The following is a 24825-nucleotide window of genomic DNA, read 5'->3' on the forward strand; positions in this document are numbered from 1 at the left end:
CCCTCAAATTTCCCTGCGGTTACGACAGTCCGATTGCAAGGCCGATACAACTGACCACAAGAACGAGAAACACGATCAAGCCCCAACGCTCTGCCCGGAGCCGTCGGATGTGGACAGCGGAAACAGGGCGGATGGACGCCCTATGATCCTGTGCCATATCCTTTTCCAGATTGTGCCGCGCCAGTTGCTGTTCGATCTCATTCTTGGGCCGCTCGTAAACCTCGCGCCTCATGGCCTGCCTCAAACCCGCTCGATAACCGTCGCCGTGCCCATGCCCGCGCCGATGCAGAGTGTGACGAGCGCAGTATTCAGATCGCGCCGCTCCAGCTCATCCAGGACAGTACCGAGGATCATCGCGCCCGTTGCACCCAGCGGATGGCCCATGGCGATGGCGCCGCCATTGACGTTCATCCGATCATGGCTGATGTCGAAAGCCTGCATGTAACGCAGGACGACGGCGGCGAAGGCTTCGTTGAGTTCGAAAAGATCGATATCGGCAAGCGACATTCCGGTCTTTTTCAGGAGCTTCTCGGTCACATCCACCGGGCCGGTCAGCATCAGCGCCGGATCGGAACCGATATTGGCGAAAGCCCTGATGCGGGCGCGGGGTTTCACGCCCATCGCCTCGCCGCCCGCCTTGGAGCCGACCAGCACGGCGGCGGCACCATCGACAATGCCGGAAGAGTTGCCGGCGTGGTGCACGTAGTTGATCCGCTCCACTTCCGGGTGGGCCATGATGCCGACGGCTTCAAAGCCACCCATTTCACCGGGCATCTGGAAGGAAGGATTGAGGGAGGCAAGCGCCTGCATATCGGTGCCGGGGCGCATGTGCTCGTCGCGATCAAGGATCGTCAGACCGTTCTGGTCCTTCACCGGAATGACCGACTTGTTGAAATAGCCCTTTTCCCAGGCATCCGCCGCGCGCTTCTGGCTCTCGACGGCATAGGCGTCGACATCGTCACGGGAGAAGCCGTATTTGGTGGCGATGAGATCGGCCGAGACGCCCTGCGGCATGAAGAAGGCCGGGAAGTTGACCGAGGGGTCCATGTACCAGGCGCCACCAGACATGCCCATGCCGACGCGCGACATGCTTTCGACGCCGCCGGCGATGACGATATCGTCCGAGCCGGCCTTGACCTTGCCGGCTGCGAAGTTGATGGCATCGAGACCCGAGGCGCAGAAGCGCGAGATCTGCATACCCGGCGCCTTGTTGGAGTAACCCGCCTCAAAGGCGGCGGCTTTCGGGATCACCGCGCCGGCATCCATGACAGGATCGACGCAGCCCATGATGATGTCATCGACAGCAGAGGTGTCGAGCCCGTTGCGATCGCGGATGGCTTCCAGCGTCTTGGCGGCCAGGCGAACGGAGGGCACCTCATGCAGGCTGCCATCCTTCTTGCCGCGTCCGCGTGGGGTGCGGACATGGTCGTAGATAAATACGTCGGTCATAAACTCTCTCCCTGCGGCGTGTTTACCGCCAACCTTCTCAGAATGCTTCCGCAGCCAGTTCCATCATCGTGTCCGCGCCGGTTTCGATGCGGGCCTTGCGCAGCGCCGTTTCCGGCATGATGCGCTCCATGTAAAACTTCGCCGTGACAAGCTTGGTCTTGAGGAAATCCTCGTCCGAAGTGCTGCCTGCCGCTAGCGCTTCACTGGCGGCTTTCGCCATGCGCGCCTGCATGTAACCCAGCACCACGATGCCGAAGAGATGCATATAATCGGTCGAACCGGCCCCGGCATTGTCGGGCTTGGCCATGGCGTTCTGCATGAACCACATGGTTGCGGCCTGCAGGTCGTTCAAGCCCTTCTTCAGGCCCTTGGTGTAAAGGCTGAGCTTTTCATCAGCGCGGTTTTCCTCACAGAAATCGCCGATTTCCTTGAACAGTGCCATAACGGCGCGGCCGCCATTCATGCCGAGCTTGCGACCGACCAGATCGAGCGCCTGAATGCCGTTGGCACCTTCGTAGATCATGGTGATACGCGCATCGCGGACATATTGGCTCATGCCATGTTCTTCGATGTAGCCATGGCCGCCGAAGACCTGCTGCGCCATCACGGCGTGGTCGAAGCCCTTGTCGGTCAAAACGCCTTTGAGGATTGGCGTGACGAGGCCGAGCAGGTCATCCGCTGTCTGGCGCTGTTTTTCATCAGCGGCGCGGTGGGCGATATCGGATTGCAGCGCCGTCCACAGCAGGAAGGCGCGGCCCGCCTCGTTATAGGCTTTGATGGTCATCAGCGTGCGGCGGATATCCGGATGCACGATGATCGGATCGGCCTTCTTGTCCGGGAATTTCGCGCCGGAAAGCGAGCGGCCCTGAATGCGCTCTCGGGCATATTCGACAGCGTTCTGATAGGCGATCTCGCCAACCGACAGCCCCTGAAGGCCGACGCCGAGGCGGGCTTCGTTCATCATCACGAACATGGCCGACAGGCCCTTGTTTTCCGCACCAAGCAGATAACCCGTCGCGTCATCGTAATTCATGACGCAGGTGGCGTTGCCGTGAATGCCCATCTTGTGTTCGATGGCGCCGCAGGTGACGCCGTTACGCTCGCCGAGCGTGCCGTCTTCCTTGACAAGGAACTTCGGCACGATAAACAGCGAAATGCCCTTGGTGCCTTCTGGCGCACCTTCGATGCGGGCGATCACCAGATGAACGATATTGTCAGTCATGGAATGTTCGCCGGCGGAGATGAAGATCTTCTGACCGGAAATCTTGTAGCTACCATCGCCTTGCGGCACTGCCTTGGTGCGCAGCAGGCCGAGATCGGTGCCGCAATGGGGTTCGGTGAGGTTCATGGTGCCGGACCATGTGCCACCCACCATATTCGGCAGATAGGTTTCCTTCTGTTCCTGCGTGCCGTGCACGAGGATCGCAGCGATCGCGCCCTGCGTCAGGCCGGGATACATCATCAGCGACAGGTTGGCGGACGACATATATTCGCCGATGGCGGCATGCAGCGTGTAGGGCAGTCCCTGACCGCCGAATTCCGGCGGCACGGCAAGGCCGATCCAGCCGCCCTCGCAATAGGCGTCATAGGCATCCTTGAAACCATCCGGCACCGAAACCGAACCGTCATCGGCGCGCTTGCAGCCCTGTTGATCACCGGAAAGATTGAGCGGGAAAAGCCGCTCTTCGGCAAGCTTTGCGGCTTCACCGGTAATGGCCTCGATCATATCGGGGGTTGCGTCCTCGAAGCCGGGCAGGTTGTTATACCGCTCGAGGCCAAGAACGTCGTTCAGGATAAAAAGCGTGTCTTTGACTGGGGCCTTGTAAACAGGCATTACCGATGTTCCTCCGCATCGTGGGCGCCGGCGATAATCCGGCCGATATGGGATGACAATATTTGACGTGCGCGTAAACGTCAAATAAATTTCGGCGGAATATTCCTTCTCCTTTTTCGCGCAACGTATATCCGGCCCGGCGTCAGGCGGCCATGCGCCGTAAAAGTTAAAAAATTCCGACCATAGTTAACCACTTCTTTACCACGTTTCGTGAATTCTCCCGACAGAGGTAACTGCTTCGTACTCGGCGCATTTTCCTCAACGGGGGCAAATACCGGCTCTGGAATTGCTGCATGTTGCGGCGACGGCGTGTTCAGGCAGGCCACGTCGCGACATATAACCGGGCACAGCGGGCGGAAGCGAAGCGAGCGAAAAGATGAACGGATTGCGATCGAAAAACCAACAGCCAAGCGACAGGTCGTCTCTTGATGCTCTCAATCGCACCATTGAAGGCCTTGAAGCCCGCATTGAGGGGCTGATGAGCCAGAAATTCCCGCGCGATCCGCGATCCGCGAGCGCTCAGGCAGAGCCCAAGATCGAGGCCTATGCCGCGTCGCGTGAGCCCCGCGCTGCCGTTACGCCACCGCAGCTTGATCCCGTCAACGAAATCCGCCAGCGCCAGCGTCTTCTCGAGGCAAGCTTCCAGCGCCCGCAGGAACCCGCCGTCCGCCCGGAACGGACGATTACCCGGCCGCTCGCGCCGGCATATGGCTCGAGGGAAACCCAGCAGACGGCCGCTCCCGCGCCGCGCGCCCGTGCCATGCCGCCCCATCAGGAACCGCAGCGCGATGACGCAGCCCTGCAGGAGATCGCCCAGGCGCTGGTCAATCTGCGGCACGAGCTGAAGCACGATATTGCCGAGGGCGTTGCCCGCGAAGCGCAGGGACTGCGTGCCGAAATCCGCAATATCCGTGCGGTGGCGGAAGACCAGCAATTCATCGGCGATCTGCGCGACGACATTGCGCGGTTGGCCGGCAGCATCGACCAGCTCGGCAATCTGGCGTCCCCTGACGCTTATGGCCTGCGCAACGAATTCGAGGACCTGCGCGCCACCATCGACCAGCTGGCACGCGAAGACAGCGTACACCGGATCGAAAACCGCTGGAACAATGTGGAAGACACGCTGCGCGGTTTCGACGCCGGCGCGTTGCAGGATGAGATCGTTTCGCTCGCTTATCGTCTCGATGACATCAAGACGCAGCTTGGCGGCATGAGCAACAATCCGGCCGTGCGCGTGCTCGAAGACAAGCTGATTGCGATTGCCAGCGCCGTGGAGCAGCTCGGCAAGCACATCCAGCCGAACGAAGCGGCCTTTACCGAACAGTTTTCCGGTCTCGACCAGCGGCTGGATGAAATCAGCCGCGCCATTGCCGCATCCGGCACGCGCGCCAATGCGCAGGCAACGGACAATGCGCTGGCGCAGCGTCTGGAGAACCGGCTGAACGGCCTTGCCGAACAGCTTGGCGACATCAACCGCCTTGCCGCCGCAAAACCTGAACCGGCGCCGGACCTCACCGCCCGCCTTGAAGCGCTGGCCGGCAAGATCGACGAACTCAGCACCGCCCGCGACGCCGCGCAGTTGCATGAGCGGCTGGACCAGCTGTCGCAGCTTCTGGAACGGTCACAGCGCCCCTCACAACAGGCGGAACTGACCTCTTTCCTCAGCGATATTTCCCGCAAGATCGACGCGCTGGATCACGGCGCCGTCAATGACGGCTTGGCTGAGCGGCTCGACCTGCTCTCCCGGCGGATCGAGGACCTCGATTATCGTTACAGCCAGCCGCAGCCGGCATCGGACCTCAGCGAAAGCGCTTTCTCGCGTCTGGAAGAGCGGCTCGGCAACATTGCCGCCCGCCTCGACGAGACCGCCCATGCCGCGCCCGCCGACAGCCATGCGCTCGCAAGCCTCGAAAACCAGATCGCCCATCTCTCGACGCTGATCAGCCAGCCGGTGCAGATGCAGGCCGCGGCCATGCCGCCTGAACTCGACGCCCGCATGGCGGCCATCGAAGACTACATGGCGTCCAACGACGAATATATCATCGAGGCAGCCCGGCAGGCGGCCGAGGCCGTTCTGGACGCCTATACCCGCAACAATCTCTCGGCCGGCGCAAGCCTTGCCGACATGAGCATGCTAACCGATCTTGCGACCGATCTGCGCAGTCTCGAAGCCTTGAGCCGCAATACCGAAGAACGTACGCACCGCACATTCGAAGCGCTGCATGAGACGCTGGTGCAGATTGCCGGCCGGCTGGACAACCTCGACAATGCTCCCGTCTACCGCGAACAGGCCGCGCAGCGCAGCGTTGCGCAACCTACGGCAGTCCCCGCGCGCGAACATGTGTCCATGCCGGCCGCCGTTTTCCCGGAAGAGGGTTATATTGCCGAAGAACAGGCCATTCTCGACGCCGACGAGAAGGATGCGGACGCCATCGTGCCTCCTGCTGCAGCGAAACCCGCGAAGGTGGAAAAAAAGAGCCTGCTCGCCGGCCTGACGAAGCGTTTCAAAACGGGTACTGCAAAGACCGTCAAAGCCGAAAAAGAACCGATATCGGCCTCCTCCTCCTCCCGCACGCAGGTTGAGCCCGCCCCGTCGCTCGATCCGATCGACGTTCTGCCTGCCGGTCAGGAGAACGAACTTCTGGAGCCTGGTTCGGGCGCGCCCGATATCAAGAAAATCCTCGAGCGCGTTCGCGCCAGCCAGGTGGCCGCCAGCGGCAAGGCCGCAGACGCCGAAGGACGGACGGATTTCATTGCCGCCGCCCGTCGTGCAGCGCAGGCCGCCGCCATGGAAACATCGCCGGAGAAGCTGGACACAGGCAAGAAGAGCCGCAAGACCGACACCTCCACGCTTTCGCGCTATCGTCGCCCGTTGCTGCTCGGCATCGGCGCCATTCTTCTGGCAATGATGGCCATGCCGCTCGTCAAGACGCTGATCGGCGGCGCGGAAGCTCCGGCGCCGATCATCGAGCAGAAGACGGACCAGGGCCCGGTTTCCGCGCTTCCCGAAACGGGTGAGAAGGCCGTGACCATTCCGTCCGATCTCGCCATCGATCCGGAACAGGCCGCATCCGCCGACAGCATCGAAAACACCGCACCGGCGGAAAATATCATCGATCCACGCACCATCGGCGGCGCGCCGCTGCCTGACGAGCCGCCGGTTGCCGACGTTCCCGCCGTGGATGCGGCAAATTCCGGCACCGTCGCGCAGAACGAACCCTCGGCTCCGGCACAGGTTGCCGCCACGACTGTTCCGGTCCAGGACGCCATCACCGTTCCCGCCGGCATCGAACCCGCTTCGCTTGCCGAAGCGGCCGCCAAGGGGGACACGCAGGCGCTGTTCGAGATCGCAGCCCGTTACACCGATGGCCGCGGCGTTGCCGCCGACCGCACCGAGGCGGCAAAGTGGTACAAACTCGCCGCAGATCGCGGCCTCGCACCCGCGCAATATCGCCTCGCCAATCTTTACGAGAAGGCGAACGGCGTCGAACGTAACCTTCCCGAAGCCAAGCGCTATTACACGCTGGCCGCGGAACAGGGCAATGCGGGCGCCATGCATAATCTCGCCGTCCTGCTCGCTTCCGATGCGGCCGGTCAGCCGGATTTCGCCGCCGCCGCGCAATGGTTCATCAAAGCCTCCGACCTCGGCGTTCGTGACAGCCAGTTCAATCTCGCTATTCTTTATGCGCGCGGCAGCGGCGTGAAGCAGGACATCGAGGAATCCTACAAGTGGTTCGCCATCGCAGCCAAGGATGGTGACGCCGACGCCGCCCAGAAGCGCGACGAAGTTGCGGGGGCCTTGAACCCGCAGCAGCTTCAGAGCGCAAAGGCCAAGGTGGACGCCTGGAAGGTCAAGCCGCTTTCGGAAGACGCCAACAGCGTCAACCCGCCGGAGGAATGGGCTGGCAAGGAGGGCGTGAAGACCGCCTCCGTGGACATGGAAAAGGCGATCCGCAACATTCAGGCGATCCTGAACAAGAACGGTTTCGATGCCGGCCAACCTGACGGCAAGCTCGGCAAGAACACCGTGACGGCCATCAAGGACTTCCAGAAATCCGTGGGCCAGACCCCGGACGGGCGCATTACCAACGAACTGGTCACCGCGCTTCTCGCCCGCAACAAATAAACATTCAAGAACCGGCGAAGCGGCCCTTTGGCCGCTTTCGCTCAGCCCGGCGCAGGAATGTGGCCCGCTGCCGACACACGGCCGCTATCTTTCCAAATTATCAACGTATTTGCCGTTGAATGTTGACAGGTCAGGCCCTCGTGGGCATGACGGATGAAGATCGGGCATGCCCGGTCTTTTCAGACAGAAAGTGTAAATCGCGGCGCGGCCCCCTCACCCGGACAAGCCATGCCGCCCGGAACCATTTGCCCGAGGTCCGAGCCGTGACTGTCTATCTGCCGATCGCAGAACTGTCGGTGAATATTTTCATCATTCTCGGCATGGGCGCGGCCGTCGGTTTTCTGTCCGGCATGTTTGGCGTGGGCGGCGGCTTTTTGATTACCCCGCTTCTGATTTTCTACAATATTCCGCCTGTGGTGGCCGTGGCGACGGGCGCGAACCAGGTGGTGGCTTCCTCCGTTTCCGGCGCGATCACGCATTTCCGGCGCGGCACGCTCGATGTCAAGCTCGGCACCGTCCTGCTCGTCGGCGGTCTTGTGGGCGCGACGGTCGGCGTCTGGATATTCTCCTTCCTGCGCAGCATCGGCCAGCTCGATCTCATCGTTTCGCTCCTCTATGTCATCCTGCTCGGCGCCGTCGGCGGCCTGATGCTGAAGGAAAGCATTTCGGCGCTCCGCCGCGCTGCACGCAACGAAGCCGTGACGTTGCGCCGGCCGGGCCATCATAATTGGGTGCACCGCCTGCCGCTGAAAATGCGGTTCAAGAAATCGAAGATCTATCTTAGCATCATTCCCGTCGTCACACTGGGTTTCGCCATCGGAATCCTCACCTCCGTCATGGGTGTCGGCGGCGGCTTCATCATGGTGCCGGCACTGATCTATCTTCTGCGTATTCCGACCAATGTGGTCGTCGGCACCTCGCTGTTCCAGATCATTTTCGTGACCGCCTATACGACCGTCGTTCAGGCAGCGACCAACTATTCCGTCGATGTGGTGCTGGCCTTCATCCTGATGGTGGCGGGCGTCATTGGCGCGCAATATGGCGTGCGCGTCGGCCAAAAACTGCGCGGCGAACAGCTGCGCGCCCTGCTGGCGCTTCTCGTCCTCGCTGTTGCGCTTCGCCTTGCCGTGTCGCTGGTGGTGCGCCCGGAAGACCTGTTTTCAGTCGCCGTTGGGGGGTTAGGTTATTGATCCGCCATTTGCTGCTTGCCGCCCTTGCGCTGGCCTCATGTCTTTCCCTCGGACAACCGGCTTCGGCCCAGACGCCGCCGCTTGCCCTGCCGCCCGGTCCGCAGCAGCCGCCGCTGCAGGAAAACATCGAAATCGGCGCATCGACCACCGAAATTCCCATCGCTTCGGATTTTCGCGGCGCGGATTTCACCCTCTTCGGCGCACTCAACAATACCGACCAGCTGCTGCTGGCCATCGGACAATATGACATTGTCGTAACGCTGGAAGGGCCGAGCGACTATATGACCGTGCGCAAGAAACAGCGCGTGGCGGGCATATGGATCAATACCAGTGCCATCACCTTCACGCCGCTGCCGGAATCCTATTCCATGGCCAGCACGCGCAATACCGCCGACATCGCCTCGCCCGGAACGCTCCGCGCCATGGGGCTCGGCGTCGACCATCTGTCACTGAAAAGCGCGGTCTTCTCCGGCGTGCCGGACAATGTTTTCGACTTTCAGGAGGCTTATCGGCGTCTGAAGCTTTCCAGCGGCATCTATCGCAACGACACAACCGGGGTGCGGCTGGAACGCACCGGCCTGTTCTGGGCGACTTTGCGCCTGCCGGCCAACGTGCCGAATGGCGTGCATACCGCCCGCGCCTATCTCTTCAAGAGCGGCAAATTCATCGCCCAGCGCGAACTGAAACTGCGCGTCGTCAAGACGGGCATGGAACAGGCGATCACCGATGCCGCGCATCAGACGCCGCTTGCCTATGGCGCGCTCTGCGTTCTACTGGCAGTCGTGACCGGCTGGGGCGCCAGCATCATCTTCCGCAAGGACTGATCCTTTTTTCCCGAAAAAGAGAGTGTCTGCCTTCCCAGCCGGCGAAGATAGCATTCGCTTCCGCCAACGGTTTGCGGTAAAATTCAAGGCGTTACAACCCCGCACCCAGGTTATGGCGGTATGTGCGGTTGTGACGGGGATGAAAAGGAGAAATGTCATGTTCAAGCACATTCTCATTCCCACCGATGGCTCGCCGCTGGCGCAGATCGCAATCGACCAAGGGTTCGCTCTCGCCAGGGAGGCAGGCGCAAAGGTGACCGTGGTGACGGTGTCGGAACCCTTTCACGTGATTGCCAGCGATGTCGAGGACATTGCCGCCATTGCCGAAGAGGAATTTCACCGCTGCGAGGAAGCGGAACATCTGCTGAGGGATACGCAGGCGCACGCCGCCGCCATGGGGCTCGATTGCGAGGCCCTGCTTGCGCGCGCGGGGCGGCCGGACGAAGCGATTATCGAAATCGCCGACAAGAGCGGCTGCGATCTCATCGCCATGGCCTCGCACCGACACAGGCGCTTCGTGGAGTTGCTGCTCGGCAGCGTCACGGCCAAGGTGCTCAAGAATTCGAAGATACCGGTGCTGGTCTACCGGCAATAGAGCATTTCCGGTAACTACGTAGCGGCTTTACGTTCGGAAAATACGCTCAGCCGATGAGATTTGAAAATCGCACAGAATAGATGCGGTCCCGCCCCATCAGATGCGCGACGAGCGCGGCGTGATCGAAGAGGCCGCGCATCGCCTTATGGCGCAAATCCAGCCCGCCGCTCATCACCCCGAAAGCCGGCATCAACAGACGCGAACCGTCTGTGGCGAAACAAGGCCGTCGCACCGTCTTTTCGCGGCGGCGGACCGTGGCGGAGGGATGCAGGTGCCCCGCGATTTCGCCGGCGGCATCTCCCGGTTTCGGCTCGTGGCGGAAGACGAGAGCGCCGTAAAACATCTCGTCCACCGAAGAGCCCGGCAGATCGACCGTACCATCGGGATCATGGTTGCCGTTTATCCATATCCATTCGCGGCCACGCGCCATCTCGCGAATGAGTTCGCGCAGCGGCAGCGGCAGATGCTGCGAGCCGACGCGATCATGGAAATTGTCACCGAGGCTGACGACGATCCTCGGATCGTAGCGGCTGATCAACGAGGACAGGATTTTAAGCGTGGCGATGGTGTCGTAGGGCGGCAGCATGGAGCCGCGCCGGGCAAAGGCCGCGCCCTTTTCCAGATGCAGATCGGAGACGACCAGCAGCGAGAGGTCAGGCAGATACAGCCCGCCCAGCGGGTCGCACCAGGCGGCAACGCCATTGATGACGGTCTCGCTGCCAAGGCATTCGAAGCCATTGGAAAATCTGTCGCTCAATGTCAGCCGGCTCAGCAATGTTGTCGTCGTTCCTTCAATGGGTCTTTCAGGACATCGCCTCGGCGATCAGCTCATCGGCAGCTTCCGCCAGCACATCGTCCATCGCCTCGCCCGCCACCGTCTCCCGGCCGATTTCCAGCATGACCGGAACGGCAAGAGGTGAGACATGCTCCAGCGCGCGATGCGTGGTGTGTCCCTTGATTCGCTTCAGCATATCTCCAAGACGGCCAATGTCCAAAAGTCCTGCCGCGGCATCGCGCCGCGTGGCTTCCAGCAGGATATGATCCGGCTCATGGCTGCGAAGAACGTCATAAATAAGATCGGCCGACACGGTCACCTGCCTGCCGGTCTTTTCCTTGCCGGGGTGGCGGCGTTCGATGAGGCCCGAGATGATGGCGCAGTTGCGGAAGGTGCGCTTCAGCATGAAGGATTCGTCCAGCCATGCTTCCAGATCGTCGCCCAGCATGTCCTCGTCGAGCAGGTCTGCAAGCGACAGGCGGCGGGATTTCAGCCGCATGCCGATATCTTCCATGGCCCAGATGGCGAGTGAATAATCGGTGGCGACGAAACCCATCGGCTTGGCGCCAGCCCGCTCCAGCCGCCTCGTCACAAGCATGCCGAGCGTCTGGTGCGCCAAACGCCCCTCGAAGGGATACATGACCATGAAAAAGCGCTTGCGGAAGGGAAAGGTTTCCACCAGCAGCTCGTCGCGCTTTGGGATGATCGACTTTTCCTTCTGGATTTCAAGCCAGTCACGGACCTGATCCGGCAATGCCTGCCAGCGGGCCGGATCGGCAAGCATGGAGCGCACCTGATCCGCCAGGTAGGTCGAGAGCGGAAACTTGCCGCCTGCATAGGAGGGAATCTTCGGATCGAGGGAGAAAGCCTGCGAAACCAGACATTCGTTCTCGCGGATACCTTCAAAACGCAGCACCTTTCCGGCAAACAGGAATGTGTCCCCCTGCACCAGCTGTTCGAGAAAATACTCCTCGACCTTGCCGAGTGACATGCCGCCGCGCCCGACCGTGCCCTTGGCGTTGCGTTTGACCATGCGGACATTGAGTTCTGCTGCCTCGACGATGGTGCCAAGGTTAAGGCGATATTGCTGGGCAACGGCTGGATTGGAAACGCGCCAGCGCCCATCCTTCATCTGGCGGATGCGAGCATAACGCTCATAGGTGCGCAGCGCATAACCACCGGTGGCGGTAAAATCCACCACCCGGTCGAAGGTGGGGCGCGGCAAATCGGCATAGGGCGAGGCGCTGGTCACTTCTCGATAGAGCTCATCCGCATCGAAGGGTTCGGCGCAGGCCATGCCGAGCACATGCTGGGCGAGAACATCGAGCGCGCCTTCGGCAATGGGCGGGGTATCCTGCGCGCCGATGTAATTGGCATCCAGCGCGGCCCGGCACTCCATCACCTCGAAGCGGTTGGCGGGAACGAGGATCGCCTTTGAAGGCTCGTCCATACGGTGATTGGCGCGCCCGATACGCTGGGCAAGACGGCTTGCGCCTTTTGGCGCGCCGACATGCACCACCAAGTCCACATCGCCCCAGTCTATGCCGAGATCGAGCGTAGAGGTCGCGACAACAGCGCGCAGCTTGTTTTCCGCCATCGCCGCCTCCACCCTGCGGCGCTGGCCGGCATCCAGCGAACCGTGATGCAGTGCAATCGGAAGGTTGTCGTCATTGACGGTCCAGAGTTCCTGGAAGACCCTTTCCGCCTGTGAGCGCGTATTCACAAAGACCAGCGTGGTCTGATGCCGCTTCAACGCCTCGTACAAGTCCTTGCCGGCATAACGCGCGGAATGGCCGGACCACGGAATGCGCTCTTCCGTTTGCAGAATGGAGATATCCGGCTTAGCGCCCCCTTCGACCGTGATGAGGCCGGCCGGCGGCTCACCCTGTCCCTGCGGCGCAAGGTAACGGCGCAAATCCATCGGATCGGCGACCGTGGCCGACAGGCCGATAAAACGCACATCCGGCGCGTGCCTGCGCACCCGCGCGAGCGCCAGCGACAGCAGATGGCCGCGTTTGGATGTGACGAGCGAGTGCAACTCATCAAGCACCACATATTTCAGGTCGCGGAAAAAGCGCTCCGCCTCCTTATTGGCAAGCAGCAGTGAGACCTGCTCCGGTGTCGTCAGCAGGATATCCGGCGGCCTCACCTTCTGGCGCTGGCGTTTCGCCCGGGGCGTATCGCCGGTGCGGGTTTCGATGACAATCGGCAGACCCATTTCGGAAACGGGCTTGGTGAGATTTCGCTCGATATCGACTGCGAGCGCCTTCAGCGGCGAGATGTAGAGGGTGTGCACGCCGACAAAGCCGGAGCCGGGCGGAACCTTGCCGCGCTCTGTGAGAGCGGTGAGCGAGGCCAGGAAGCCACCCAGCGTTTTGCCTGCGCCTGTTGGTGCGATCAGGAGCATGTTTTCCCCGCCCCTCGCCCGTGCCATCAGCTCCAGCTGATGGGCGCGCGCAGACCACCCTTTTTCGGCAAACCATTTCTGGAATGGAAGGGGCAAGGTGCCGACATGCGTGCCGGACGTGGGAGACTCGGTATGTTTCACCCCTTCAAGGTAGTGAAAAACCTGAGAAAAAGAAGAGCGCTCCAACGACGCTTGACAGGAAATCAGAATCATGGATAAATAATATCCACGATACAGCAACAAGACGTGAGGAACCAATGAAACTCGGCGACGGCGTTGAACAGGCCATTCACAGCGTGGGCATGCTGGCGGGACTTTCCGAAGGCGGCGTGTTGTCGGCAGCGGCGCTGGCGGAATTTCACGGCGTTTCCACGAGCTATCTTCTGAAGCACCTGCAATCATTGTCCAGCGCGGGAATTGTCGCCACGGTGCCGGGGCCTAAGGGCGGATATCGTCTGGCGCGACCGACCGACAAGATCACCCTGCTTGACATCGTTCTGGCGGTCGAAGGACCGCAGCCGGCGTTTCGTTGCGCGGAAATCCGCCAGCGCGGGCCGAACCCGCTGCCCGGCCGTTATTTCACCAAGCCCTGCGGAATCAATGCCGCGATGTTGAAAGCAGAGAAAGTCTACCGGGCCGAACTCGCCAAAACCACCATCGCCGATATTCTGGGTGATCTTGCTGCCAATGATGATGGCGGGATTGCCGCGCGTGGCTGCGCCTTTCTGGACATGAATGAGCGCAAGACGACGATGCGCTGAACCCGAAAACGAGACCCGGAATAACCACCAATCACGTTCCCGGATGGCATTGCCGCTTCCCGGACCGATGACACACGCCTTAAACCAACCCAACCAACGGAGAAACACATGAAAACCCGCGTCAACTATGCCAAAGCATCCCCCGAAGCTTTCAAGGCCATGATGGCTTTTGAAAATTATGTTCAGACCAGCGGTCTTGAGCGCCGCTTCATCCACCTCATCAAGCTGCGTGCCTCGATCATCAACGGCTGCGCCTTCTGCGTGGACATGCATGTGAAGGAAAGCCGCCATGACGGGCTTTCCGAACAATGGATCAACCTGATGAGCGTCTGGCGCGAATCCCCCGTTTATACCGAACAGGAACGGGCTCTGCTTGGCTGGGTGGATGCGGTGACGAAGATTGCCGAAACCGGCGCTCCGGATGATGCCTTCGAGACGTTGAAAGCGCATTTTTCCGATGAGGACATCGTGAAAATCACGGTTGCGATCGGCGCAATCAACACCTGGAACCGCATCGCGGTCGGCTTCCGCTCGCAGCATCCGATCGACGCGGCTGCGAAGGCGGCCTGAGCCACCACGACCGCATCGAACGACCGCTACATCGCGATGTAGCGGTCGTTTCTGTGGTTGACGGCGAGCGTGAGGTTCATGACCAGCGCGCCTAGAATGGAACAAAGGATAACGAAAGGCGTCGCAACGAAGAAGGAGCAGGCGAGAACCATGCCGTCAAAGGCGAGCTGCACGAGGCCGGCGCGCCAGCCGAAGCGATCCTGAAGATAGAGCGCCAGGATGCCGAAGCCGCCGAGGCTGGTGCGATGCCGGAACAGCGCCAGCATGCCGGCCGCCACCGTCAACCCGCCGAACAGTGCCGCGGCAATCGGGTTGATGCTCTCAAAGGCAAAGAAGCCCGGCATATATTCGGAAAGCAGCGCCGTCATGGCGATGGCGCAGAAGGTCTTGACCGTGAATGCAAGGCCGAGGCGACGGAAGGCGAGATAATAAAACGGCAGATTGACGAGGAAGAAGACCGTACCGAAGCTGAGATCTGCGCCGTAATGCACGAGAAACGCCAGACCGACCGTGCCGCCCGTCAAAAGGCCGGCAGCGGAAAACAGCGTGACGCCGAGCGAAACCAGCATGCTGCCCGCGAGAACGCCCTGCGCGTCCTCCAGCAATGAATGACGATCCGGCGCGGAGGCCCAAAGGTTCAGTCGCCTGCGTGCGCTCGTATCATCCATGCACTTTTCCCCGAATTTTGGTCTCTACCGAGCTATTGCGCTGAAGTGCTCCGGATTTCAACCACCTTTGCTCAACGCACGACGATGTATCTATCCGAGCGGTGATTGATGGCCAGAAACATGTTGAGGACAAACGCGCCGACAATCGAATAAACGACGGTCGCCGGATCGATGACGAGGAAGGCGCAGAGCATCACGAAGGCATCGAAGGCGAGCTGGATGAGACCGGCGCGAATGCCGAAGCGATCCTGAATATAGATGGCGAGAATGCCGATGCCGCCAAGGCTGGCGCGGTGGCGATAGAGCGCCAGCAATCCATAACCTAGCAGCAGGCCGCCGAGCAACGCCGCCCAGAGCGGATTGATGCTATCGATCACCATCCAGCGGGCTTCCACTTCCGTCAGCACAGAAACAAGGCCGATGGCGATGAAGGTCTTGAAGGAAAAGGCAAGACCGAGGCGGCGGAACGACAGGTAATAAAACGGCAGATTGACGAGGAAGAACAGGAGGCCGAAGCTGATGCCGAAAGCATAATGCAGGAGAAAGGCGACGCCGGCGGTGCCGCCGGTCAGAAGGCCGACCTTGTTCAGAAGATAAAAGCCGAGCGCCGAGACGATGGCGCCGGTGACGATGCCCTGCACGTCCTCCACCGGCGCATGTTTGGCCGGATCGGAACTCCACATGCCGTAAACGCTTCTCGTTCTGCTCACGCTTTTTTCCTCAGCTTCAGGCATATTTTGCACTGCAAAAAACATCTGAGCAAGATGGATACGTAAGGAAGCCTGACCTATCGCGAAAATGGCAAGAAACGGAATGTTCAGGCTTTGGCACGGGCAAGAAAAAGAATGCCGGAAAGGGGTTTTCCGGCATCCTTGCGAATGGTGGTTTTGCGGATTTCGATGAGGGAAAAGCCAGTCCGCTCAAGAAGCTCGGTCACGTAGCTTTTAGAATGGGCGTAACGAAGGGATTCCCGAAGCACGAAACCGTCTTCCTCCCCCGCATCCTCAACCGAAAAGGCGAAAAAGCCTGAAGGCGCAAGCAGGGCGGAAACGAGCGGCATGACAGCCTCGAGACTGCCCAGATACATCATCACATCGGCGGCGGCGACGAGGTCGGCACGGTGCTGCGCGAGCATGGATGTGAAGAGCCCCGAGGTCTCCGGCTCCAGCGAAAGATCGGCCTGGTCGAGATGATCGTAAAGCCCCTTTTCCTCCGCCTTGGCAAGCATGTTCTGGGAAATATCGAAACCTTCCAGCCGGTTTGCGAAAGTGCGGATTTCAACGCCAAGGAGACCGGTGCCGCAGCCAATATCGACAATGGTATCGAAGACGCCGCCTTTCGCCGCCTTGCCGATCAGTTTCGCCAGCTTTTGCGGCACGCTGTAATCCAGCTTTTCCACGAGCGAAGTTTCGAAACGGTCGGCGTAATCGTCGAACAGCCCTTCCACATAGCGGCTGGGCGGTTGCTCCGGCGTTTCGGCGGCGCCGAGAACCGCGAGTTTCAACTCGGCTGCAAACAGTCCTTCGGCGTCCAGTTCAGCGACTTTGCCGTAAGCCGCCACGGCTTTTTCAATTTCGCCCGCTTTTTCGTGATATTCCCCGAAGCGAAACCAGCCCGCCGTCCACTGTGGCGCAAGTTCAAGCGCCTGCTCCATGAGTTCGGCGGCGGCGGGATAGTCACCGCTCTCCGCCAGCATGCGAGCATAGTCAGCCCGGCGGTCGGCAATGACGTCACCGGAAGAAAACTGGTTTGGGGCCATTCAAGATTCCTGAGAAGATGTCGGCTGTCATTTATCAAGCCACAAAAAAACTCAAGTCCTATTTCATGGGCCTGCGTGGAATTGACGAATATGACGCGATATAGTCGCCGAAACTTGCATCGAAGCGTCGTGCTTTATATGTCAGGATAAAATAGGAGACGTGCTGATGGCCGGTGAGGTCAACAAAATGCTGGGTGACACGGTGGCCCGTACCGTGGTGAAACTGCTGGTGGTTTCATTGCTCGTCGGCTTTCTGATGGCTATCTTCGGATTGACGCCATGGAACATCATTTACGGCGCGCGCGATTTCGTTGTCGACCTGTGGCGCAGCGGTTTCCATGCGCTGGGCGCAATCGGCGACTATCTGATCCTCGGGGCAACGATCGTCATTCCGGTTTTCATCATCCTGCGCCTCCTGAGCTACCGCCGCTGACATGACCGATACTTCGCTTCACACGCTTACCCGGCGCGGTTTCGTGCTGCTTTCCGCCGGCTCCGTTCTTTCCGCCTGCGTGTCCATGCCCACCAACAAGGGCATCCCCTCCGGCACCCGTGACGAGACGGCCGCGGCGCTTCCCATGGTCAACGATCTGCGCCGATCCAAGGGGCTTTCGCCGCTTGCCATCAATGGCGCGGCAAGCGGTGCCGCCGCCTATCAGGCCGGCCGCATGGTCAAGGCGCAGAAAATGGCGCATCTTATCGGCCTGACCGACAGTTTCCTGGTTCGCATGAAGGAAGGCAATGTGCCGCTTCCGGCAGCGGAGAACGTGGCCGCCGGGCAGGACAGCGTCGAGCGGGTGGTCAAGGCCTGGATCGGCTCACAACATCACCTTGAAAACATGCTTGGGCCTTATAACGGCCTCGGCGTCGCGGTCGCCTATGATACGGCCAGCCGCAACCGGCCCTATTGGGCGATGGTGCTCTGCGCCTGAGGCAAAGCGGCGGGAACCACCATCTTCCCTCATTCCTGTTCCCCGGAACAAGCCCGAGGATGTCACAGGGATGAGGAAGGAGAGCCCCCTGAGGAAGCGCTACCTCAACCGTCCAGATCCGCTCTCAACCGAGCTTGCGATCCGCCCAGCGGTCCACCGCGCTATCACGCAAGTCGCGAATGGACTGCACGCCCTCGCGGGCGACCAGCTTCGACAAGCCCTTGACGATGGCCGAGGGCAGGCCGGGGCCTTCATAGACCATGCAGGAATAGAGCTGCACGAGATCGGCCCCTGCCCTCACCTTTTCCAAAGCGGTCTCCGCCGATGACACACCGCCGACGCCGATGATCGGCAGGTTGCCGCCGACGCGGCGGCGCATCTTGGCGAGAACCGTGGTGGAAAGCTCGAAGAGCGGCTTGCCCGAGAGACCGCCTGCCTCGCCCTTGTGCGGGCCCGGCCTCAGGCCTTCTCGGGAAAGCGTGGTGTTCGAAACGATCAGGCCATCGAGATCATGAGCGAGCGCCTCTTCGGCGACATCGTCCAGCCCCTCTTCGGTGAGATCCGGCGCGATCTTGAGGAAGACCGGGATGCGTTTGCCGAAGCGTTCGGCTTCCACTTTTCGGCGTTCCAGCACGGCGGCGAGAAGCGCGGCAAGGCTTTCGCGGGCCTGAAGATCGCGCAGGCCGGGCGTGTTGGGCGAGGAAATATTGACGGTGAAATAGGATGCCACCGAATAAAACGCTTCGATGCCCTGCACATAATCGGCGATGCGGTCTTCGCTATCCTTGTTGGCGCCGATATTGACACCGACGATGCCGCGCAGCTTTGCCTGCTTCAGGCGCTCCAGCGCAGCGGCGTGGCCTTCATTGTTGAAGCCGAGGCGATTGATGACACCTTCGTCCTCGACCAGACGGAAGATGCGCGGCCTGGGATTGCCGGATTGCGCCTTGGGCGTGACGGTGCCGATTTCGGTAAAGCCGAAACCGAGCTTGAGGAGCGGCCCCGGCACTTCCGCATTCTTGTCGTAACCCGCCGCCATGCCGAGCGGATTGGGGAAGACGAGGCCAGCCACCGTCTGCTGCAGACGCGGATCGTGCGGCACCATGCAGGTGGGCAGGAAGCCGCTTTTCAGCGCCGCAACGGACAGGCCATGGGCCTTTTCCGGATCGACCAGAAACAGGCCCCTGCGGCCGACCGAGGAAAATAATCCGCTCATCACAAAATCTCCGGAAACTGGTGCTGGCCGTCGTGACCGAGCGAAAGCGGCGTTTCCCAAAGCACGGCGGTCAAGGGAAGAGGCGCATAAAGATGCGGGAAAAGATCGCCGCCTCTGGAGGGTTCATAGACCAGCTTGTCGCCGAGGGCCGCGCCGTCGACGGCGATCAGAAGCAGATCGACCTGGCCGGAAAAATGCCGCGCGGCGGTCTCTGCCGCCTGTTTCGCCGTTGAAAAATGAATGAAGCCGTCAGTCAGGTCGATGGCCGCACCTTCGAAGACGCCCTTCGCCTTGGCCGCGCTCCATAATGTCTCCGGCACGATTTTATAGATGATCGCGGGCGTTTCCTGCATAGGGCTCTCCAAGGCTTTCCACTCAGCGGGATTTGCCGCAAAGCTCGAAGATTGTCCACAGTTTCCACGGCATTTTATTGCGGAGAGCCTGAAAGACCGCCTGTCCACAAGCTTTTCCTTGTAATGCGGGACCGATTGGCGCAACCTTTGGCGGAGGAGCCGGATGTGTTTCGACCATCGGCAAACGGGAGTGAGCCAGTATCAGAAAAAGAACCGCATAACGCCCTTGGGAGGGGGCCAGAATGTCGGAACTTGTCATTATCATAGCAGATGACCACCCGCTTTTTCGCGGTGCCCTGAAACAGGCCGTATCCGGCCTCGACGGGCAACAGAGCATTATTGAAGCCGGGGATTTCGAGGCCGCCCGCAGTGCAGCCGCAGCGCGCAACGACGCCGACCTCATGCTTCTCGACCTCGCCATGCCGGGGGTCAGCGGATTTTCAGGCCTGATGGCGCTCCGGGCGGAATTCTCCAGCCTGCCGATCGTCATCGTTTCGGCAACGGACGATGCGACCACCGTGCGCCGCTCCATCGAACTCGGTGCTTCCGGCTTCATTTCCAAATCCTCGGGTATCGACGATATCAGGGACGGCATCCGCGCGGTTCTGGAAGGCGATGTCTGGATACCGTCGGGCCATCAGGGCGAGAAGGAACAGGATCCTGACGTGGCCGATCTGATCGGCCGGCTCAGAACGCTGACGCCACAGCAAAGCCGGGTTCTGGGCATGCTGGCCGAAGGTTTGCTGAACAAGCAGATCGCCTACGAGCTCAATGTTTCCGAAGCCACCATCAAGGCGCATGTCTCCGCCATCCTGCTGAAGCTCAAGGTCGACAGCCGCACCCAGGCGGTGATCCAGCTCGCCAAGATAAATACATCGGCCATGGTGGCGTAGAAAAGGATTTTATTCCTTTCCTTGCTTTACTCCTGACCGGATATGGTCTAGATTCCGGTCAGTAAAGGACAGGAGCTTTCCGCTATCGGCTCCACTTGCGGGCTTTCTATCATGCTGTCACACGAGACGATCTGGAGCGCCATCGATACGCTTGCCGAACGCCACCAGCTAACGCCTTCGGCATTGGCGAAGCGCGCCGGCCTCGATCCCACCTCGTTCAATAAATCGAAACGCTTCGGGCCGGATGGCCGCAAACGCTGGCCTTCGACGGAATCCGTCTCCAAGGTGCTGGAAGCGACCGGGGCAAGTGTCGACCAGTTTTTCGGTTATGCTTTCGGCAGGGCGCAGGCCATGCAGCCTTCCGGTGCCGACAATGCCATTCCCCTGCTCGGTTTTGCGCAGGCAGGCTCCGGCGGTTTTTTCGACGATGGCGGTTTTCCGGCGGGTCAGGGCTGGGATGTGGTGGAGTTCCCCTCCTCTCCCGAGCGCAAGCAGGGCGTCTATGCGCTGGAGGTGCAGGGCGAGAGCATGATGCCGCTCTACCGCGACGGCGACATCCTCATCGTGGAACCCGGCGCACAGGTGCGGCGCGGTGACCGCGTGGTGCTGAAAAGCCGCGACGGCGAAGTGATGGCCAAGGTGCTGGCGCGGCAAAGCCCCAAAAACATCGAGCTTCTTTCGCTCAACCCGGAACATCCCAACCGCAGCTTCGACATGGCGGACGTGGAATGGATCGCCCGCATCATCTGGGCCAGCCAATAGGCCGGCAATTGCCGGCGATATCGGTCTACAGGCCGAGCGTTCTGACCGCTGCTTCGACAGTCATGATCTTCGCACCACCGGAAGATGCCCTGCGGATGAGAGCCTGAAGCCTGTCTTCCGGGCAACCGTAAAAAGTCGGTTTCAGTGAAACATCATGGGTGAAGATGACGAGCCAGCCACCCTTTTCCAGAACATCTTCGAGCCATCTGTCGGCAGCATCCAGATAATGCGGGTCCGGCCGCAATTCAACGGCGGCGAGATTATGCGGATCGACGCTGCCGCGATTGATCCCCGGCATAATGCCGCGGGCGGTTTTGAACCGTCGACGCAACAGGGGCTGCATGAGCGGCGAGGCCATGCCGAAAGGAATTGAGAAATTCCGCCCGTGACGGCTTCCATCGAACGATCCGAGCACCCTTTCGTTGCGGTCGAAATCCTCTTCAAGCCCGCGCCGTGAAAAACTCGACAGTTTGCGATGGGAAAAGGTGTGACAGGCAAGCTCGTGACCGGCCGCCGCCAGTTCCAAACAGCCTTTTGTGGAAATCATCTCCTGCTGTTCGTCATACCTGTCGATGAAAGTGCCCGCGATGTAAAACGTCCCGCGAGCACCCTCGTCTTCCAGAATACCGGCGCCCTTTGTCCAAGCGCTCGCCGGCACATCGTCGAATGTGAAGGACACGATCGGCTCGGACGTTTCGATCCGCACCGCCGGTCCGGGGAAATAGCGTACCAGCCGGTTATTGATCCGGTCTGCAAAAGTCCCGATTTTTTGCGTCATACAAAGCCCCCCGGCCTGTCTGCAAATTACTGTCCCTCTTCGAGTATGTCGTAAGCCTGATGCCTCAAACAATAGATTGCAATCAGAAGAGAAGACCAGATAGGCCCGGTTCCGGTAAAGAAATTACTCTCTAGACACGAAGAAAGTAGCGCATACACCCAAATTCTCGCAAAAAGTCGGGTCAGGCCCGAATCCGCGCCCTTGTCCACCGCCGTGCGGAAATCATTCGCCGGTATAATGACCAGCCAGATGACGGTGAGAATGAAGGCAGGCAAGCCGCCGTTCAGCAAGCTTTCGACATAACCATTATGGGCATGGAAGGCTGAGACCGCCCAGGTGCCGGCGATATCGGCCTGCGACAGGAGCCGGTCACTCATCCAGAAGGCCTGAAACCCCTGACCGAAGATCGGCGATTGCGCGAAAGTGTCGAAGGATAGCCGCCAGATGTCTGTCCGCCCGGTGAAGGTGGAATCGATGCCCAGACTTTCGACAAAATTTTGTATGCTCGGGAAATAGGTGGAGCCGACCGCGGATATGTTGATGAAGGCCAGAAGACCGCCAATCATCAGTAGAGTGCGGTGGGCATGCCTTTCCATGATCCAGATCAGCGCTACGGTGACGGGCAGCAGCATGGCCGCGGTTTTTCCGTTGGTCTTCCAGAGGAAGAACCCTGAAAGCAGCGTGATGGCCAGGCCGCCCAGCGTCGACCAGGCGTTGCGCAGGTAAAGCCCGATCATGAAGAGAATGATCATGGCCGGGGCGGCGGCATTCTTGTGATTGAAGATACCGCGCCAGTCACCCGCCAATGCTTTTTCATCGAGATCATAGGGCTGATGGATCGAGCGCGAGCTGAGGAAGATCACACCCAGATAACACAGCGCCAAGAGAATGATGGCGAAGATGGCCATCATCCGGTCGAACTGCCGCCGGTCGCGCGGCATGACGACAAGGACGCTGGTGATGAAGCATAGGAGCGCCGTGAAGATCAGGCGTTGCAGCGACGTGCCGGGCTGGGTTCCAACCACCGAGCATATGGCCAGCCAGAAGAACAACAGCAGAATGGGCAGCCGCGGCCGCAGCAGAAGCCCCGTCAGCCGGTGGCGCAGCGCAAAAACGCCGAGGATCAATGCAATCACGAGGCCGGTCAGCTGGTTTGCGGCGGCGTGCGGCACGGGCGGTACTGCTAGATTTTCGAAAGGCGCGACGGAAATCCAGATATAGAGCATGGTGGCGACGAAAAAAAACGCGTCGCGCCGGCTGCCGGTAAAGGATATGGCGCCGCCTTGCGCAGAGACGGGCTGCGGATCAGCCAAACGCGGCATGGTCGCCTGCATCGGAAATGGATCGTCGGATCATTGGCCTGCCTTGTGACGAAGAACGAAACCCTTCTGATACAGGGCCATGTCCAAATAACCATAAACAGTCATTATCGTCATTATTATGCAATTGCTTTAACCCTCTCTTACCTCAAGAGGGATAAGACAGGATAAACTGCCATTCATACGGATCGCGGACTTTCACATTATTGGCCAGTTGCGGCTTTTTCAGTTCGCTGAATTCTAAAAAAGCAGCACAGCCATTTTTGAATTCGTCCGGCAATGCCGGAAAACATGGAGAATGAGGTGTCGTTCAATACGCCGCGGCTCGGCCATCTAGTCAGACTGGGATTGACCTACATGGCGTCCGGCGGGGCGCTCCTCATGTCCAGCGCCGCGCAGCTTCTGACCTTCGCGCTGCTTGCCCGCCATCTCGGCGTCGAACAATTCGCGCTTTACGCCTCCATCACGGCCGTCACCAATCTCGGCGTCCAGATCTGCGGCATCGGCTCGCAGGAATCGCTGATCCGCCGCGTCGCGCAGGATCGCAGCATGTTTCCTGTCATGCTCGGCCACAGCTATCTCTTGAGCGCCGCGACAGGCGTCGTGCTGACGATCGTCGGCATGGTGACGATCCCGGTATTTTTCCCGACCTCGGAAACATTGCTGCACACGCTGATCACCACCTTCCTGATTCTGTTCACGAACCTCGTCCTCCTGAAAGTCATCTCGCTTTCCACGCAGAGCTTCATCGCCCATTCCGACTTCGCCTCCGCCAACAAGCTGGAAGTGATGTTTGCCGTCGCCCGAACCATTGCCGCGGTGGTCGCCTGCCTCATCTTCAAGGTAGAGACCGTAGAAGCCTGGGCGCTGTGGAACCTTGCGGCCCACACCATTGCGGCCGTGATCTCGGCCAAGGCAATAGCGAGACTCGGCAGCCCGGTGTTCCGCATCGTGCGCGAGGAAATCCGCATCGGCATCCTGTTTTCCACCCAGTTCCTGTTCAAGGCCGTGCGCGGCAATGCCGATATTCTCGTTCTCGGCGCCATTGCCAGCGCCGAGGTGCTGGGCAGCTATTCCATCGCCCGGCGCATTCTCGACAGTTCCTATCTCTCCGTCGAGGCCCTCAACCGGCTGATCTATCCCGGCTCGGCTTCCGCCGCCCTGCAGGGCATCAGCAAGACCATAGAGCGCGCCTATAACGTGCTGAAGGCCGCGCTTTTCATCGCGACCGGCAGCGCGTTCGTCATTTTCATCATCGCGCCATTCCTGCCGCTTTTGTTCGGCGATGAATATGTTTCGCTGCCCATCATCACCCGCGTGCTTTGCTGGGCGGTTCTGCCCATGGCTGTTGCCGCCACCGCGCTCGAGGCGCTCGGCGCATCCGGACGGCAGGATATTCGCGCGAAGATCTGGAACAGCGGCAACCTCATCGGCTCCGTCGTCGTCGCCTTCTTCACATGGTCCTTCAGCATTTCGGGAACGATCGGCAGCTATTTCATGGTGGAAACCGCCATCGCCGCCGCCGTGTGGATCGCGCTTCTGCGCCTGCGCCGCAATGAAGAGGTTTTCGCGCCAGCCAAATAAGAGCTGGCATAGGAGCCGATCTGGTGGCCG

General features: G+C 60.3%; 24 protein-coding genes. 11 read left to right on the plus strand and 13 right to left on the minus strand.

The window, feature by feature from the left end:
* Positions 1-19: 19 nt before the first annotated feature.
* The 4 genes from ACQZ48_RS21505 to ACQZ48_RS21520 all read right to left on the minus strand — a co-directional run bounded on the left by ACQZ48_RS21505 (position 20) and on the right by ACQZ48_RS21520 (position 3693).
* The gene (locus ACQZ48_RS21505; RefSeq protein ID WP_269823393.1) at positions 20-232 is read right to left on the minus strand and encodes a hypothetical protein; all 213 of its coding nucleotides are present in this window, start codon (positions 230-232) and stop codon (positions 20-22) included.
* 8 nt (positions 233-240) lie between these two features.
* Positions 241-1449: an acetyl-CoA C-acetyltransferase gene (locus ACQZ48_RS21510; RefSeq protein WP_137409742.1), complete on the minus strand. Its 1209-nt coding sequence runs from the start codon at positions 1447-1449 to the stop codon at positions 241-243.
* Positions 1450-1486: 37 nt separating this feature from the next.
* Positions 1487-3283, minus strand: coding sequence for an acyl-CoA dehydrogenase C-terminal domain-containing protein (locus ACQZ48_RS21515; RefSeq protein WP_191217117.1), 1797 nt, complete (start codon positions 3281-3283; stop codon positions 1487-1489).
* Between the two features lie 80 nt (positions 3284-3363).
* The gene (locus tag ACQZ48_RS21520) at positions 3364-3693 is read right to left on the minus strand and encodes a hypothetical protein (protein WP_165691362.1); all 330 of its coding nucleotides are present in this window, start codon (positions 3691-3693) and stop codon (positions 3364-3366) included.
* Between ACQZ48_RS21520 and podJ the strand changes: the two genes are divergently transcribed.
* The 4 genes from podJ (at position 3660) to ACQZ48_RS21540 (ending at position 10018) form a co-directional block, all read left to right on the plus strand.
* Positions 3660-7409, plus strand: a complete 3750-nt coding sequence (gene podJ / locus ACQZ48_RS21525; RefSeq protein WP_448729443.1) for a cell division protein PodJ — start codon at positions 3660-3662, stop codon at positions 7407-7409. The two genes, ACQZ48_RS21520 and podJ, sit on opposite strands and share 34 nt — an antisense overlap.
* Positions 7410-7672: 263 nt before the next feature.
* Complete coding sequence (locus ACQZ48_RS21530; RefSeq protein ID WP_077985387.1) at positions 7673-8599, plus strand: sulfite exporter TauE/SafE family protein; 927 nt, start codon at positions 7673-7675, stop codon at positions 8597-8599.
* Positions 8596-9423, plus strand: a complete 828-nt coding sequence (locus tag ACQZ48_RS21535; RefSeq protein WP_077985386.1) for a TIGR02186 family protein — start codon at positions 8596-8598, stop codon at positions 9421-9423. Before ACQZ48_RS21530 ends, ACQZ48_RS21535 begins: the two co-directional genes overlap by 4 nt.
* Positions 9424-9580: 157 nt before the next feature.
* Positions 9581-10018, plus strand: coding sequence for a universal stress protein (locus tag ACQZ48_RS21540; protein ID WP_077985385.1), 438 nt, complete (start codon positions 9581-9583; stop codon positions 10016-10018).
* Between the two features lie 46 nt (positions 10019-10064).
* Here the strand turns inward: ACQZ48_RS21540 and pdeM are convergent, their stop codons facing one another.
* Both pdeM and ACQZ48_RS21550 read right to left on the minus strand, forming a co-directional pair.
* The gene (gene pdeM / locus ACQZ48_RS21545; protein WP_077985384.1) at positions 10065-10793 is read right to left on the minus strand and encodes a ligase-associated DNA damage response endonuclease PdeM; all 729 of its coding nucleotides are present in this window, start codon (positions 10791-10793) and stop codon (positions 10065-10067) included.
* Positions 10794-10821: 28 nt separating this feature from the next.
* Entirely contained in the window at positions 10822-13413 is a 2592-nt protein-coding gene (locus ACQZ48_RS21550) for a ligase-associated DNA damage response DEXH box helicase (protein WP_448729444.1), read from the minus strand.
* A 44-nt stretch (positions 13414-13457) separates the two neighbouring features.
* On the opposite strand from ACQZ48_RS21550, the gene ACQZ48_RS21555 reads away from it, so the two are divergent.
* Entirely contained in the window at positions 13458-13961 is a 504-nt protein-coding gene (locus tag ACQZ48_RS21555) for an RrF2 family transcriptional regulator (RefSeq protein WP_077985383.1), read from the plus strand.
* 108 nt (positions 13962-14069) lie between these two features.
* Positions 14070-14531: a carboxymuconolactone decarboxylase family protein gene (locus ACQZ48_RS21560; protein WP_077985382.1), complete on the plus strand. Its 462-nt coding sequence runs from the start codon at positions 14070-14072 to the stop codon at positions 14529-14531.
* Positions 14532-14557: 26 nt separating this feature from the next.
* Here ACQZ48_RS21560 and ACQZ48_RS21565 read toward each other — a convergent pair whose 3' ends face one another.
* The 3 genes from ACQZ48_RS21565 to ACQZ48_RS21575 all read right to left on the minus strand — a co-directional run bounded on the left by ACQZ48_RS21565 (position 14558) and on the right by ACQZ48_RS21575 (position 16958).
* The gene (locus tag ACQZ48_RS21565; protein ID WP_077985381.1) at positions 14558-15199 is read right to left on the minus strand and encodes a YitT family protein; all 642 of its coding nucleotides are present in this window, start codon (positions 15197-15199) and stop codon (positions 14558-14560) included.
* A 71-nt stretch (positions 15200-15270) separates the two neighbouring features.
* Complete coding sequence (locus ACQZ48_RS21570) at positions 15271-15882, minus strand: YitT family protein (RefSeq protein ID WP_035236585.1); 612 nt, start codon at positions 15880-15882, stop codon at positions 15271-15273.
* Positions 15883-16016: 134 nt separating this feature from the next.
* Positions 16017-16958 (minus strand): methyltransferase domain-containing protein, encoded by a 942-nt coding sequence (locus ACQZ48_RS21575; protein WP_448729445.1) that lies wholly within the window; start codon positions 16956-16958, stop codon positions 16017-16019.
* A gap of 166 nt (positions 16959-17124) precedes the next feature.
* Between ACQZ48_RS21575 and ACQZ48_RS21580 the strand changes: the two genes are divergently transcribed.
* Positions 17125-17391: a DUF6460 domain-containing protein gene (locus ACQZ48_RS21580; protein ID WP_003493739.1), complete on the plus strand. Its 267-nt coding sequence runs from the start codon at positions 17125-17127 to the stop codon at positions 17389-17391.
* Between the two features lies 1 nt (position 17392).
* The gene (locus ACQZ48_RS21585) at positions 17393-17890 is read left to right on the plus strand and encodes a CAP domain-containing protein (protein ID WP_077985380.1); all 498 of its coding nucleotides are present in this window, start codon (positions 17393-17395) and stop codon (positions 17888-17890) included.
* A gap of 124 nt (positions 17891-18014) precedes the next feature.
* Here ACQZ48_RS21585 and ACQZ48_RS21590 read toward each other — a convergent pair whose 3' ends face one another.
* Both ACQZ48_RS21590 and ACQZ48_RS21595 read right to left on the minus strand, forming a co-directional pair.
* Positions 18015-19106 (minus strand): quinone-dependent dihydroorotate dehydrogenase, encoded by a 1092-nt coding sequence (locus tag ACQZ48_RS21590; RefSeq protein WP_448729446.1) that lies wholly within the window; start codon positions 19104-19106, stop codon positions 18015-18017.
* A complete protein-coding gene (locus tag ACQZ48_RS21595; protein WP_059759483.1) occupies positions 19106-19459 on the minus strand; it encodes a DUF952 domain-containing protein in 354 nt (117 codons plus the stop codon). Before ACQZ48_RS21595 ends, ACQZ48_RS21590 begins: the two co-directional genes overlap by 1 nt.
* A gap of 242 nt (positions 19460-19701) precedes the next feature.
* Between ACQZ48_RS21595 and ACQZ48_RS21600 the strand changes: the two genes are divergently transcribed.
* Complete coding sequence (locus tag ACQZ48_RS21600; RefSeq protein WP_077985377.1) at positions 19702-20352, plus strand: response regulator; 651 nt, start codon at positions 19702-19704, stop codon at positions 20350-20352.
* 111 nt (positions 20353-20463) lie between these two features.
* Complete coding sequence (locus ACQZ48_RS21605) at positions 20464-21114, plus strand: S24 family peptidase (RefSeq protein ID WP_059759480.1); 651 nt, start codon at positions 20464-20466, stop codon at positions 21112-21114.
* A 25-nt stretch (positions 21115-21139) separates the two neighbouring features.
* Here ACQZ48_RS21605 and ACQZ48_RS21610 read toward each other — a convergent pair whose 3' ends face one another.
* Entirely contained in the window at positions 21140-21892 is a 753-nt protein-coding gene (locus tag ACQZ48_RS21610; RefSeq protein ID WP_374638280.1) for a polysaccharide deacetylase family protein, read from the minus strand.
* Between the two features lie 26 nt (positions 21893-21918).
* Positions 21919-23214, minus strand: a complete 1296-nt coding sequence (gene uppY / locus ACQZ48_RS21615; protein ID WP_142912692.1) for a Wzy-type polysaccharide biosynthesis protein UppY — start codon at positions 23212-23214, stop codon at positions 21919-21921.
* A 288-nt stretch (positions 23215-23502) separates the two neighbouring features.
* On the opposite strand from uppY, the gene uppX reads away from it, so the two are divergent.
* Positions 23503-24795: a Wzx-type polysaccharide biosynthesis protein UppX gene (uppX, locus tag ACQZ48_RS21620; RefSeq protein WP_191217123.1), complete on the plus strand. Its 1293-nt coding sequence runs from the start codon at positions 23503-23505 to the stop codon at positions 24793-24795.
* Positions 24796-24825 lie beyond the last annotated feature (30 nt).

It is taken from the genome of Agrobacterium sp. 22-209-1 (assembly GCF_053522485.1).